Genomic DNA, 12815 nt, shown 5'->3' with positions numbered 1-12815 from the left:
TGCCGGCAGCCGCTAAAATTTCACCGTCGGCTCTCCCCTGACGCCGCGGCTTTTCATTTGCAGGTTCAGATATGATGGCTGACGAGCGCCACGCCAAGTCCGATGAGGATCGAACCGCATGTCTTGGGGATCACCCATCCGGCGCCGCCGCCAGTGAACCGGCCAGCGGCGAGCGAGGCGATGCCGACCGCCGCCAGGTCGGCCATCGAGAAGATGAGATTGACGACGATGCCGAGGATGAGGAATTGCAACCCTACGGCAATGGCGGCTGACGGATCCACGAACTGCGGCAGGAAGGTCAGGAAGAACAGTGCCGTCTTGGGATTGAGGATCTCGACGACCATGCTGTCGCGGAATGTGTTCGGGGCCGGCCTGGCACCGTCCTCGCCCATCCGGTTCCAGCCCAGGAACATGGCAAGGCCTAGCGAAATGAGATATGTGGCGCCCGCCAATCGGATCATCGAGAAAGCGACCGGCGCGTGTTCCATCAGTGCGGCGAGTCCGACCGCCGCGGCCAGGATGTGCACGTAACAGCCGAGATGAACACCCAGTGCCGCCATCAATCCCGCCTGACGGCCATGGGCCAGCGTCTGCGCGGTCATGTAGAGAATCGCCGGCCCTGGCATGCAGGCGAAGGCGAGCGTTGCGAGGGCGAACGGAATCCAAAGATCCAGCGACGGCATGACGGCTCCTCCCATGTGATCAAGCCGTGGGAGGAGTAGGCTGGGGGTCAGGCCGAAAACATACGGCAGATGCCGTATTTGGATCGTGATCGGGCTTGGCTAATCTGCCGATGGTTAAGGGGACGTTGCCGAGCGGCTGCGATGTCAGCCGGCGGGCAATCCCAAACGAACCGCGTAGGCGGTCAGTTCGGCGGTGTTGTGGAGATTGAGCTTGCCCATCAGGTTTTCGCGATGCTTGCGAGCGGTCGGCAGGCTGATCCCCAACCGTTCGGCGATGTCGCGCGTGATCATGCCTTGCGCCACCAGTTGAAGGATCTGCCGTTCGCGCCGCGTCAGCGGCACCGGGGAGAGGATTTCCTGTGCGGCTATCGGCTCGCTGCCCCTGCCCATATCGCTGACGGCGAAGCGAACGGTTTTCGCCAGATAGGTGCCCCCCTTCTTGACCGCTTCGATGGCGGCGCCGAGTTCCTCGGGATCGCCGTCCTTGGTCAGGTAGGCGTTGGCGCCGGCACTGAGCGCGGCGCGCACCGTCCTCGGCTCGATATTGGCCGTCAGCACCACGATGCGCAGGTGTGGCGCCAAGGTCCTGATGGTGGCGATGAACTGCATCCCGGCGACACCTGGCATGCCCAGGTCGAGGATCAAAAGGTCGGCGCGCGTGCTTCGCAGTTGGCCAAGCAGCGCCTCGCCATCCGCAGCCTCGGCGACGACCGAGACATTGTCCATCGCCGAGATGAGCAGCTTCAGCCCCTCGCGCACGATGGCATGGTCGTCGGCGAGTATGGCGGTGAGCGGGCGATTCATCAGGGCACCATCCAGGACTGCAGCGGCGTATATGGATCGATCGCCAACTTATGCGAAACAGGTTGCCGGTAGATCAACGGTACCGGGGAAGACCGCCCGGAGAATACTTGGGGCAATTGGAGGGATTCGATGCAGGAAGACAAGATACGCCAGGCCCTGATCGAACTCCTGTATCGCAATTCCTACGGCGTGGTCATCTCCAACATCGTGATCTCGATGGCGGCGGTCTATGTGCTGAGAACGGCCGTTTCCACCAATTGGCTGATCGGCTGGCTAGCGGCGCTGTATCTGCTGACGGCTATCCGGGTGCTGGCGTCGCGCCGTTTTTTCAGCCGCGCCCGGGATCGCCACTCGATCTTGCGCTGGGCATGGCTGGCGACGGCATTTTCCTGCATGTCAGGCCTTCTGTGGGGTGTGCTTGGCTGGGTCGGATTCATGCCCGAGGCGCCGATCGTGCTGTCCTTCACGGTCATCGTCCTGACTGGTCTCGTCTGCGGCACCGTGCCGTCTCTGTCGGCCTTTCCGCCGGCGCTGGTTGGTTCCATCCTGGCCACGGTGGTGCCGGTCGCCCTGCGCTGCCTGACCACCCAAAGCGATATTTCCGGCGCCTTCCTGTTCCTGCTCGCGTCGCTGGTGGCGATCAATTTCTACTACTGCCGTATCACCTACCGCATGCTGCGCGAAACCGTCAGCCTGCGACTGGAGAACGAAACGCTGGTCGAGCATCTGCAAGAGGAACGCGACAGGGCGCAGACCGCCGACCGTGCCAAGACGCGTTTTCTGGCGGCGGCGAGTCACGATCTGCGCCAACCGATCCATGCCCTGAGCCTGCTGGTCTCGACGCTTGCCGTTTTGGGGCAGCGCGGCGACGTACCCTCCGGCGAGGCGCGCGACCTGGCCAGCCGGGCGAAATCGGTTGTCAGCAACTTCAGTGGGCTGCTCAACGCTTTGCTCGATATCTCCCGGCTCGATGCGGGCATCGTCACGGTCGCGAGCGAGGCGGTGCCGCTGCGCGACCTCTTTGGTGATCTTCGCAATGAATTCGCCGCCGAGGCGAAACAGCGCGGACTTACGTGGCGCGTGGTCGACAGCGGCCTCTGCGTCGACAGCGACCCGATGATGCTGAAGCGCATTCTCAACAACCTGGTGTCGAATGCCTTTCGCTACACCAAGCAAGGTGGTGTCCTGCTGGGCTGTCGCCGGCGCGGCGCATGTGTGGAGATACAGGTCCTCGACAGCGGCCCCGGCATCCCCGCCGATCAGCAGGGGATGGTCTTCGAGGAGTTCGTGCAGTTGCAGAACCCGGCGCGGGACCGCACGCAAGGCCTGGGACTCGGGCTCGCCATCGTTCGTCGCACCGCCGAACTGTTGGGGCACCCCCTGAAATTAGCTTCGACACCAGGACGCGGTTCCCTGTTTTCCATCACCGTCGCGAAGGCCGGCGCGGTGCAGGCTCGCTTAGAGGTCAACACGACATCGCCGGCCAGCAGTGCCGCCGGCATCATGGTGGTCGAGGATGAGGGCGACGTTCTCGATGCCATGGTGCGCTTGCTCAGCCTGGAGGGACATCGTGTCTATCCCGGCCGCTCCGCCGCAGAGGCACGGAAGGCCCATGCGGCGGCGCTGGCTGCCGGCGATGCGCCGGTCGACCTGATCATCGCAGACTACCGTCTCGAGAATGACACCACCGGCACCGACGCGATCCGTGCGCTTCACGCCCATATCGGCCGCGTTGTCCCGACCATCATCATCACCGGCGATACCTCGCCTTCGCGCCTCAAGGAGATCAGCGCCAGCGGCAGCCGCATCCTGCACAAGCCGATCGCCGACGAGGAATTGCGCGAAACCATTGCTGCGGTCTGCTTTGCTGGCAAGGCGACAAGTGGGGACACACGTTAAACGAAAACGCGTGCTGGACGGCACCACGGTTCGACGCGCCGGCAAGCCGCGATGCAGCACGCTGGTGCGCAGTACATCATCAACATCGAAGCTGCGGCCCGAAGCAAAAGAGGCCCCGGTCAAACCGGAGCCTCCAATCGTTTCAGGCAGGATCTCTCGAAAAGGCGAGAAGGATCAGGCAGCTTCTTCCTGCTCGGCCTCTTCATTGTCGGCCTTGGCGCCCCGCTTAGGGCCCTTGTTGAGGTTGACCTCGATCAAGCGCACGGCTTCGGTTTCCGACATGCGGTTGACGGCCGCGATCTCGCGGGCCATGCGGTCGAGCGCCGCCTCATAGAGCTGGCGCTCGGAATAGGACTGCTCCGGCTGGTTGTCGGCGCGGTAGAGGTCGCGCACGACTTCCGAGATCGAGATCAGGTCGCCCGAATTGATCTTCGCATCATATTCCTGGGCGCGGCGCGACCACATGGTGCGCTTGACACGGGCGCGGCCCTGCACGACCTTCAGCGCGCGCTCGACATAATCCTCCTCCGACAGCTTGCGCATGCCGATGGAGGTCGCCTTGGCGACCGGCACCTTCAGGCGCATCTTGTCCTTCGAAAAGTCGATGACGAACAGTTCCAGCTTGTGTCCAGCAACTTCCTGCTCGTCGATCGAGACGATCTGGCCGACGCCGTGCGCCGGGTAGACGATGTACTCGCCGGTCTTGAAACCGTGACGCGCAGCGGTGGACTTCTTCTGCGGGGTGATCGTTGCCATTACGCCCTGAACTCCTTGTTGTGGCACCGGCGTCCTGCCGGTCCGAACTCGCGCGATCGGGGAAGCCGATCGTTAGCCGCACAACAGATGAACCCATCGGAAAAGCCGGACCGGCAAACCGCAACATCGCGACCGCCTGGCCCAGATCGCTCTGGTCCGAATGGGATTTTCACCTTTCAGTGATTTGGGGCGTCTGCGCCATAAATCGACGTTGTGTCACCGGCATGTTTCGCTGATGTAACACAAAAAGTCGGAAGAATCAAGGTTTTGCTGCATACGCGAAGGCCACAGGTCAGCGCCGGCTGTCAAGCCGGTTAATGTGACGTGCCTCTTACCCAGCGTAATACCGGCCTTTGCGGCCGTGTTGTCAATCGCCTTCGCCGGGCTCGGCCGAGAAGTATTTCTCAAACTTGCCGGCCTCGCCGTCGAAGGATTTGGCGTCTGCCGGCGGTTCCTTCTTGGCGGTGATGTTGGGCCATTTCTCGGCGTATTCGGTGTTGACCTGCAGCCATTTGTCGAGGCCGGGTTCGGTGTCCGGCTTGATTGCGTCGGCCGGGCATTCCGGCTCGCAAACACCGCAGTCGATGCACTCGTCGGGGTGGATGACGAGCATGTTCTCGCCTTCGTAGAAACAGTCGACCGGACAGACTTCGATGCAGTCCATGTATTTGCATTTGATGCAATTGTCGGTCACGACATAGGTCATCGGTCGGCTCCGGGACGTCCCATTTTGTTGGGCTTTTTCCGTCAGGTAACGCCTTTGTCGACCGCTTGCAAGGGTAGCCATTGCGGACGGTGCCGGTGTTTCCGGAATGGAATTCCAGACTGCAGGCCCGGCGGAAGTCAGTCATGTCCCGCAGAGCGTCTGTTTGCCGGGCTCAGTTCTCGCCTCAGGCGTGCCGTTGCCCCAGAACCACTGCGTGTTTTTGGACGCCAGGCATCAATCTTCGCCGAGCAATCGGTCGGTCTGGCGACGTTCCTTCTTGGTCGGGCGGCCGCTGCCGGCCTCGCGCAGCCCCGGAATTGCATCGGGAGGGGCTTCGCCCTTCGGTGCGGGCGGTGGCGACATATCCTCGTAGAGCGTCCGGGCCTCCTCGGCCGGGCCGCGCCGTGCACCGGCACCAAGCACCTTCCAGATGAAGATGCGGCGTTCGAGTGTGATGGTCAGGACGTCGCCTGGCTTGACTTGGTCGGAGGCCTGCGCTGCTTTGTCGCGATTGATGCGGACCCGGCCGGCGACGACCAACTTCGCCGCCAGCGAGCGCGATTTCACGGCGCGGGAGAAGAACAGCCATTTGTCGATGCGCTGGCGGCCTTCGGCAACCATCGAAGCGAGCCGGGTTCTACTTCTTCAGCTGGTCGCGGAGAGCGGCGAGCTTGGCGAAGGGCGAATCCGGATCGAAACGCACCGGGCGCTCCTCGCGCGGCTTCGGCTGGAAGGCCGGCTTGCCGCCTTGCGGGCCACCTTTGCCATCCGGCCTGCCACCCTTCCAGTCGGGACGGCCTTCGCGGCGGTCGGGACGTTCGCCCTGCGGCCTGCCATCACGTCGCTGTTCGCCTTCGGCCTGCGGCTTGGGCTTGAATTTCGAGCGGTCGAAGCGCGGCTTGCCGGCTCCATCGCGACGGCCTTCATGGGCCGGACGTTCGCCGGGTGCAGCGGCGGCGGCCGGTGCGCCGGCGGCATCCGCAGGCGCATCGCTTCGGCCGCGCGCTTGTCCGTTGCGCGGGCGATTGTTCCTGCGGTTGTCATCGCGGTTGCGCGGCCGCTGTTCGAAGCGGCCCTGCCGCCACAACAGGATGGGTTTTGGCCCTTCGGCTTCCGGAGCGGGTTCGCCGACGGCTGCTTCAGTCACCGCCACAGGTTCGTCCGGCGCGGCGTCCGTTGCCGGCGCGGCATTTGCCGCCAGCTCGGGCGTTGCGGCTTCTTCTGCCGCTGCAACTTCGATCTCGGCAGTCTCAGTCTCTGCCTGCGGTTCAACCGGCGCCGGTTCGGCGACGTCGGCCGCAGCCTCGGCTACAGGCGCTTCGTCTTGCACGGTTTCGACTGGAGCGTCCGCCTGTTCTTCCACGGCTGGCGCAGCAGGTTCCGCCGCGGCGTCGGAGGTGATTTCGGCGGGAATTTCGACCGTGGTTTCCGAAACGGCCACTGCGTCCGATGCCGGCTCCGACCCTTCGACGGCTGCCTCTGCTGCGGCATCCGTTGCCGCGGCTTCCGCCGCTTTGGCCTGCTCGGCTCGTGCAGCTTCTTCCGTCGCCAGTTTCGCCACCGCCGCTTCGCGGGCGGCGTTGTCCTGCGCTTCGAGCCGCGCCTTGACCTCGACGGCCGGCTTAGGCTCGGCACGGTAGCCGAGACCCTTGAGAATTTCTTCCATGTCGTCGGCGGTGGCGCCGAGGATCGACATCATCGGCGGCGTCACCATGAAGGACTGGCCGTCATAGGCGCCGTCCGGGCGCTGGCCGAGGCCGGGCTTCCAGTTGGTCGCCGGACGGATCAGATCCGCCAGCCGTTCCAGTATGTCGATGCGCACGGCGCGACGGCCGAGATTGCGGTAGCCGGCAAGCTTATAGAACGTCTTGTCGAAAGCAGGGTCGATCACCACCGAGGTGCGACCCGAGGCGAGCGCATGGACCACGTCGCCAAAGCCCGGCTTGTCCTTGCCGTCGTTCTTCAGCGCCCATAGCAATGTCACCAGCCCGGCAGGCGCCGGCTTGATCAGCGCCGGCACGAAGACATGGTAGGCGCCGAAGCGCACACCAAGCCGGCGAAGTGCGGCGCGGCCTTCCTGGTCGAGCGACTTCATCTCCTCGGCGATGTCGCGGCGGTTGATGAGGCCGAAATTCTCGACCAGCTGGAAGGCGATGCCGCGGCCGATGCCGGAAATCTGGTCGGCGTTCCTGAGGTCGACCAGCGGCTTCAGCAGCGACTCGATCTGGAAATTGACGAATCGCTCGGCACGCGCGGCGACCTTGTCGCGCGCCGGGCCGGTCAGCTGCTCGTCGGCCAGCAGCACCAGCCGCGGCTTCAGCGCGTCTTCGCCTGATACAAGCGTGCCGATCGGCGCGCCGATCCAGCGCAGCGTGCCGTCCGAGCCGAGCGCGATGTCGCCATTGGCCGAGGCGCCGAAGCGTTCGGCGCGCGATTCGAACTCGGCGGCCAGCGCCTTCTGGGCAGCGGTGCGCACCGCCTTGGCGTCTTCGCCGCCGGCGGTCTGGTCGGCGGTGAAGCGGAACCCTTGCAACTCGCCGACATGGTGGCCTTCGACAAGGACGGTTCCGGTAGGGCTAATTTCGGCTTCAGGCATGGTATTTTCTCTAAGGCGCCGCATGAGGACGGAAGTCCTGCGGTCTACGAAGCGTTTCGTCAACCGCTCATGCAGCGCATCCGACAATCTGTCTTCGATTTCGCGCGTCTTTTCCTGCCAGTGTGCCTGATCGGCCAGCCAGCCGGGCCGGTTCGACACGAATGTCCAGGTGCGGATCTGGGCTATGCGATGCGACAGCGTGTCAATGTCGCCCTCGGTGGTGTCGGCGCGGCGCACCTGCTCGGCCATGTAATTCTCGTTGACATGGCCGTGGCGTGCGAGGTCCGTGTAGATCGAGGCAATGAGGTCGGCATGCTGCGCCGGCGCGATCCTGCGGTAGTCGGGCAGCGCGCAGGCTTCCCACAGCAGCGCCACGCGCTTGGCATTGGTGGTGAGCGCGCGGATGTCTTCGTCGCGCGACAGATGCTCGAGCGCCTGTGCGTCGACGGCAGGCAATGCCCGCGTCAGTCCCTCGACCGGAGCGTTGGTCTCGATCGAGCGCTTCAGCGCGTCGAGGCTGGCAAAGTCGAAATGCGCGGTGCGCCACTGCAGCACCTTCACCGGATCGAACTCGTGGCCTTCGATCTTCTTGATCAGCTCTTCGTCGAGCGGGTCGACCTGGCCGGTGACACCGAACGTGCCGTCGCGCAGATGCCGGCCGGCGCGGCCGGCGATCTGGCCGAGCTCGGCCGCGGTCAGGTTGCGGTACTGGAAGCCATCGAACTTGCGGTTCTGGGCGAAGGCGACGTGGTCGAGATCGAGATTGAGACCCATGCCGATGGCGTCGGTGGCGATGAGGTAGTCGACATCGCCGGACTGGAATAGCGCCACCTGGGCGTTGCGGGTGCGCGGCGAGAGCGCGCCGAGCACGACGGCGGCACCGCCCTGCTGGCGGCGGATCAACTCGGCGATGGCGTAGACCTCGTCGGCGGAGAAGGCGACGATTGCCGTGCGCCGCGGCAGGCGGGTCAGCTTCTTGGAGCCGGCATAGGCAAGATGCGACAGCCTCGGCCGCGTCACCACCGAGACACCCCTCAGCAGGCGCTGCAGGATACCGTGCATGGTGGCGGCACCCAGTAGCAGCGTCTCCTGGCGGCCGCGCAGGTGCAGGATGCGATCGGTGAAGATGTGGCCGCGCTCGAGGTCACCGGCGAGCTGCACCTCGTCGATGGCGACAAAGGCGGCGTCGGTCTCGCGCGGCATGGCCTCGACGGTGCAGACCGAATATCTGGCGCCCGGCGGCTGGATCTTTTCCTCGCCCGTGATCAGCGCGACCTTGTGGGCGCCAACCTTTTCGCAGACGCGGGCGTAGACCTCGCGCGCCAGAAGCCTGAGCGGCAGGCCGATGATCCCACTCTCATGCGCTACCATGCGCTCGATGGCGAGATGGGTCTTGCCGGTGTTGGTGGGCCCGAGCACGGCGGTCACGTCGCGGCCCGACAGGATCAGCGGCTCTGTGTGTTTGGGCTGGATGTTCATCAACCTAGAATAAGGCTTCCGGGATCTGGAAATAAGGCTTCTGGCCTCTGGTTGTCGGGAGCGCTGCCTCAAATGGCGCGTATGACAGGCGACACATAGGGATTTCGGGCGCGAAGCGAAAGCGGAATGTTCCGCCGGCGGCGAGAAGGTGGTTTTGTCAAGCTTCCAATCGGCTGCGGATTAACGGATAGAACGAGTCTGGAACGAATCGGCGACGAATCAGTGACTCCTGCAGATTCAGCTTTTGTTCACGGCTACATGTGGATTTCGCGGCCGCGAGTCGCACCACATGCTGAATCGCTGAACTGGCCCGTTTCATGCTAAGAGGGGTGTTGCCGTTAACCTTTGCCTGGAAACAATCACGGTGGCTAGGCGCGCCTCGACCAACATGATGAAATTGTTGATCTTTCTTAACCTGCGTTAAGCAGTTGGGCAGGCGATTCCGGCTGTCGTCGTTAACGTTCGGCTCATAGCCGGAACGAATCAGCGACGAATCAGCGATGGCGTGATTTTCCTGATTTGTTCACCCCAATATCTTGTGTTGTGAACAGCTTATCCACCGAGAATCCACAGGTTACGAAGCAGCTTTCGCACAGGGCGGCGGGTGGCTGTTAACCTCCGCGTGCTGCTTCGGCACAGATTGGTTGCATGCTTTGGCTAGGTGCAGCCGCTGCATGTTGACGGGTCCGGCCGGACCGCTGGTTCAGGCCGTGTCCTCTCCAGTGGCATAGCGTTGCAGCGCAGGGCCGACGTTCCGGATGATCTCGTCGTGTGACAGAGCGACGACGGGCGGTAGCCGCAGCACATATCGGCACATCGCCAAACCCAGCAACTGGCTCGAAATGAGCCCGGCCCTTCGACCGGCGTCGGCGAGATCGCCGACCGCCGCAACCACCGGCCTCACCTGGTTGGCGAATATCTCGCGCATTTTTTCGGCGGCGAATTCGTTCGACGCCGCGGAACGCAGCAGAATTGCCATGCCGGGTCCGCTGGCCGGGCCTTCCCAGACTTCGAGAAACCGCCTGATCAAAGTTTCGCCGACGGTGGCCGGGTCGATCACCCGAAGTGCCGGCAGTTGCAGGTCGACGAGTGCCGCCCGGGCGAACAATTCGTCCTTGCTGTGGAAATAGCGGATCACCATGGCCGGATCGATCGAGGCGCGGGTCCCGACATCGCGGATCGACGCGCCGTCATAGCCGTGCTCGGCAAACAGATCTCTGGCGGCATCCAGGATTTGCCCTCGGGTGCGATCCGACTTGCTCGGCTTTTTCGAATGATTCGTGCTCATGAAAATCAAATATCAACGAGCGTTGACAAACTCAAGCACCCAAGATAAAAGTCACCAATCGTTGACAAATGGAGAGAGAAAATGCTGCCTGATACCACCGAAGTCCTGGTCATAGGCGCCGGCCCGACCGGCCTGGCGCTGTCCATTGCCCTGCATCAGGCAGGCGTCGATCACGTCGTGGTCGACCGCCTCGCCGAAGGCCTCAACACCTCACGTGCCGGAGTGATCCACGCGCAGACGCTGGAGACACTCGAGCCGCTTGGCGTTACGGGGCGGCTGGTCGAACTCGGCCTGAAGCTTGACAACTTCGCCATACGTGATCGCGACCGGGTCCTAATCAACCTCGATTTCTCGAGCCTGCCCTCGGCGTATCCCTACGTGCTGATGATTCCGCAGAACCTGACCGAGAAGGTCCTCACTGAGCGTATCGCCGGGTTGGGCGGTGTCATCCGTCGCGGCGTCGAGGCGAAGGAGGTATTGCAGGGGGTCGATGGCGCGCACGTCACGGTCGTCCAGAATGGTCGCGAAAAGACGATCTCGGCGCGCTACGTCGTTGGTGCGGACGGCATGCACAGCGTGGTGCGCGAGGCCGCCGGCATAGGCTTCGACGGCGAGGCCTATGCAGGGTCTTTTGTACTCGCCGACGTGCGCCTTGACTGGCCGCTCGGGCCAACAGAGGTGTCGCTGCTGTTCTCTCCGGCCGGACTGGTCGTCGTCGCGCCACTGCCGGACGGATCATACCGCATCGTAGCGACCATGGATGAGGCGCCTGAGCGGACCGGCATTGCCGACATCCAGGCGCTGCTCGACAGTCGCGGCCCGTCGGCCAGCCCGGCGCAGGTGCTCGACCTGACCTGGAGTACACGCTTCCGCGTGCATCACCGCCTTGCCAAGTCCTACCGGCAGGGGCGCCTGTTCGTCATGGGCGACGCCGCCCATGTGCACAGCCCGGCCGGCGGCCAAGGCATGAACACCGGCCTGATCGATGCCGTGGTGCTGGGAGAACTGCTCGGCGACGTGATCAACGGTGTCCGCCCGGAAAGCGAACTCGACCTCTACGAGACGCTTCGGCGTCCCGCGGCGCAGGAGGTGATCGAACTGGCGGGCAGGCTGACAGGCATGGCGCTTGTTCGCACACCGCTGCGGCGCGTCTTGCGCAATTTCGTGCTCGGCGTCGTCAACATGATGCCGTTCGTCAAGCGCAGGATCTCGATGAAATTGTCAGGTCTCAGCCGGGCCGAAATGGCGAAGCTGCCAGCGTCGTCGCAGCCGGGCCTGCGCAAGCAAGCGGTGAGACGCGAACTCAAGCTGGTCGCGTGAACTTGAGGCGCCGGACAACTTCCGGCGCTGTATCGGAGCGTTGCGTCTAAAGACAAATGTGCCGGCGACACTGCCGGCACGTGTGCACATTCAAGCCACGTGGTTTTGGTCAGGCGAAGTATTGGCCGCCATTGGCTGTGATGGTCGAGCCGGTGATGAAGCCGGCATCTTCGGATGCGAGGAAAACGACGCAGCGTGCGATTTCTTCGGGCTCGCCGAGGCGGCCGACAGGGATCTGTGGGATGATGCGCTCGTTGAGCACTTTCTCGTCGATCGCCTTGACCATTTCGGTGGCGATGTAGCCGGGGCAGATGACGTTGACGGTGATGCCCGCGCGAGCCCCCTCCTGAGCGAGAGCTTTGCTGAAACCGATGTCGCCGGCCTTGGCGGCGGAATAGTTGACCTGGCCGGCCTGGCCCTTCTGGCCGTTGATCGAGGAGATGGTGATGACGCGGCCGAACTTGCGGTCGCGCATGCCGCTCCACAGCGGATGCGTCATGTTGAAGACGCCGGACAGGTTGGTGTCGATGACCTCTTTCCACTGCTCGCGCGTGATCTTGTGGAACATGGCGTCCCGGGTGATGCCGGCGTTGTTGACCAGCACCGAGACCGGGCCGAGATCGGCCTCGACTTGGCGGATGCCGGCGGCGCAGGAATCATAGTCGGCGACCGACCATTTGTAGACCGGAATGCCGGTCTCGGCCTTGAATTTCGCCGCTGCGGCGTCATTGCCGGCATAGTTCGCGGCAACCGAATAGCCGACGGTCTTCAATGCGATCGAGATCGCCGCGCCGATGCCGCGCGATCCGCCTGTGACGATTGCTACCTTGGTCATGCGTGTTCCCTCCCTTTGGTCGGGAGAGCGAATAGGGAGTAGCGAATAGCGAGTAGGGATCTACGTCCCGTCGCGCTGACGCAATTCTTCCCTATTGACTACTCCCTATTTGCTACTCACTTCTTTTTCAGAGCGCTTCGATGCACATGGCGACGCCCATGCCGCCGCCGATGCACAAGGTGGCGAGGCCTTTCTTGGCGCCGCGCCGGCGCATTTCGAAGACCAGCGTGTTGAAGACGCGGGCGCCGGACGCACCGATCGGGTGGCCGATGGCGATGGCGCCGCCATTGACGTTGACGATCGAGGGATCCCAGCCCATGTCCTTGTTGACGGCGCAGGCCTGCGCGGCAAAGGCCTCGTTGGCCTCGACCAGGTCGAGATCGCCGACCGACCAGCCGGCCTTTTCCAAGGCCTTGCGCGATGCTGGGATCGGGCCGGTGCCCATAATC

Annotated in this window: 10 protein-coding genes and 1 pseudogene; 2 read left to right on the top strand and 9 right to left on the bottom strand. The window is 63.6% G+C overall.

Features of this window, described 5'->3' with window-relative positions; all coding sequences use genetic code 11:
- Positions 1 to 65 precede the first annotated feature (65 nt).
- Both EOB59_RS22365 and EOB59_RS22360 read right to left on the bottom strand, forming a co-directional pair.
- Complete coding sequence (locus EOB59_RS22365; protein WP_128289262.1) at positions 66 to 683, bottom strand: LysE family translocator; 618 nt, start codon at positions 681 to 683, stop codon at positions 66 to 68.
- Positions 684 to 827: 144 nt separating this feature from the next.
- On the bottom strand, positions 828 to 1487 hold the full coding sequence (locus EOB59_RS22360; RefSeq protein WP_127267255.1) for a response regulator transcription factor: 660 nt from the start codon (positions 1485 to 1487) through the stop codon (positions 828 to 830).
- Between the two features lie 129 nt (positions 1488 to 1616).
- On the opposite strand from EOB59_RS22360, the gene EOB59_RS22355 reads away from it, so the two are divergent.
- Positions 1617 to 3386: an ATP-binding protein gene (locus tag EOB59_RS22355; RefSeq protein ID WP_128289261.1), complete on the top strand. Its 1770-nt coding sequence runs from the start codon at positions 1617 to 1619 to the stop codon at positions 3384 to 3386.
- A 174-nt stretch (positions 3387 to 3560) separates the two neighbouring features.
- Here the strand turns inward: EOB59_RS22355 and EOB59_RS22350 are convergent, their stop codons facing one another.
- From EOB59_RS22350 to EOB59_RS22330, 5 genes are all read right to left on the bottom strand, one after another.
- Positions 3561 to 4142: a CarD family transcriptional regulator gene (locus EOB59_RS22350; protein WP_013529179.1), complete on the bottom strand. Its 582-nt coding sequence runs from the start codon at positions 4140 to 4142 to the stop codon at positions 3561 to 3563.
- 367 nt (positions 4143 to 4509) lie between these two features.
- Positions 4510 to 4848, bottom strand: coding sequence for a ferredoxin FdxA (gene fdxA / locus EOB59_RS22345; RefSeq protein WP_013529180.1), 339 nt, complete (start codon positions 4846 to 4848; stop codon positions 4510 to 4512).
- A 234-nt stretch (positions 4849 to 5082) separates the two neighbouring features.
- Positions 5083 to 5469 (bottom strand): RNA-binding S4 domain-containing protein, encoded by a 387-nt coding sequence (locus EOB59_RS22340; protein WP_023814308.1) that lies wholly within the window; start codon positions 5467 to 5469, stop codon positions 5083 to 5085.
- A 16-nt stretch (positions 5470 to 5485) separates the two neighbouring features.
- Positions 5486 to 8923 (bottom strand): helicase-related protein, encoded by a 3438-nt coding sequence (locus EOB59_RS22335; RefSeq protein WP_128289260.1) that lies wholly within the window; start codon positions 8921 to 8923, stop codon positions 5486 to 5488.
- A 703-nt stretch (positions 8924 to 9626) separates the two neighbouring features.
- Positions 9627 to 10211 (bottom strand): TetR family transcriptional regulator, encoded by a 585-nt coding sequence (locus tag EOB59_RS22330; protein WP_127397678.1) that lies wholly within the window; start codon positions 10209 to 10211, stop codon positions 9627 to 9629.
- A gap of 81 nt (positions 10212 to 10292) precedes the next feature.
- Between EOB59_RS22330 and EOB59_RS22325 the strand changes: the two genes are divergently transcribed.
- Complete coding sequence (locus EOB59_RS22325) at positions 10293 to 11531, top strand: FAD-dependent monooxygenase (RefSeq protein WP_128289259.1); 1239 nt, start codon at positions 10293 to 10295, stop codon at positions 11529 to 11531.
- Between the two features lie 109 nt (positions 11532 to 11640).
- Here the strand turns inward: EOB59_RS22325 and phbB are convergent, their stop codons facing one another.
- Together phbB and EOB59_RS22315 are read right to left on the bottom strand one after the other, a co-directional pair.
- Positions 11641 to 12366, bottom strand: coding sequence for an acetoacetyl-CoA reductase (gene phbB, locus EOB59_RS22320; RefSeq protein ID WP_128289258.1), 726 nt, complete (start codon positions 12364 to 12366; stop codon positions 11641 to 11643).
- Positions 12367 to 12493: 127 nt separating this feature from the next.
- A pseudogene (locus EOB59_RS22315) lies at positions 12494 to 12815 on the bottom strand (acetyl-CoA C-acetyltransferase); the annotation flags it as partial.

Origin of the sequence: Mesorhizobium sp. M7A.F.Ca.MR.176.00.0.0 (assembly GCF_004023165.1) — a bacterium.
In the GTDB taxonomy this organism is placed as follows: Bacteria; Pseudomonadota; Alphaproteobacteria; order Rhizobiales; family Rhizobiaceae; genus Mesorhizobium.
The sequence above is the reverse complement of the archived record's forward strand: the minus strand, read 5'-3'. Positions and strand labels throughout refer to the sequence as shown.

What these genes read in the sequence shown, in the direction of transcription:
- EOB59_RS22365 (WP_128289262.1), bottom strand. Translation starts at nt 683, where the DNA reads ATGCCGTCGCTGGATCTTTGGATTCCGTTCGCCCTCGCAACGCTCGCC.
- EOB59_RS22360 (WP_127267255.1), bottom strand. Translation starts at nt 1,487, where the DNA reads ATGAATCGCCCGCTCACCGCCATACTCGCCGACGACCATGCCATCGTG.
- EOB59_RS22355 (WP_128289261.1), top strand. Translation starts at nt 1,617, where the DNA reads ATGCAGGAAGACAAGATACGCCAGGCCCTGATCGAACTCCTGTATCGC.
- EOB59_RS22350 (WP_013529179.1), bottom strand. Translation starts at nt 4,142, where the DNA reads ATGGCAACGATCACCCCGCAGAAGAAGTCCACCGCTGCGCGTCACGGT.
- fdxA (WP_013529180.1), bottom strand. Translation starts at nt 4,848, where the DNA reads ATGACCTATGTCGTGACCGACAATTGCATCAAATGCAAATACATGGAC.
- EOB59_RS22340 (WP_023814308.1), bottom strand. Translation starts at nt 5,469, where the DNA reads ATGGTTGCCGAAGGCCGCCAGCGCATCGACAAATGGCTGTTCTTCTCC.
- EOB59_RS22335 (WP_128289260.1), bottom strand. Translation starts at nt 8,923, where the DNA reads ATGAACATCCAGCCCAAACACACAGAGCCGCTGATCCTGTCGGGCCGC.
- EOB59_RS22330 (WP_127397678.1), bottom strand. Translation starts at nt 10,211, where the DNA reads ATGAGCACGAATCATTCGAAAAAGCCGAGCAAGTCGGATCGCACCCGA.
- EOB59_RS22325 (WP_128289259.1), top strand. Translation starts at nt 10,293, where the DNA reads ATGCTGCCTGATACCACCGAAGTCCTGGTCATAGGCGCCGGCCCGACC.
- phbB (WP_128289258.1), bottom strand. Translation starts at nt 12,366, where the DNA reads ATGACCAAGGTAGCAATCGTCACAGGCGGATCGCGCGGCATCGGCGCG.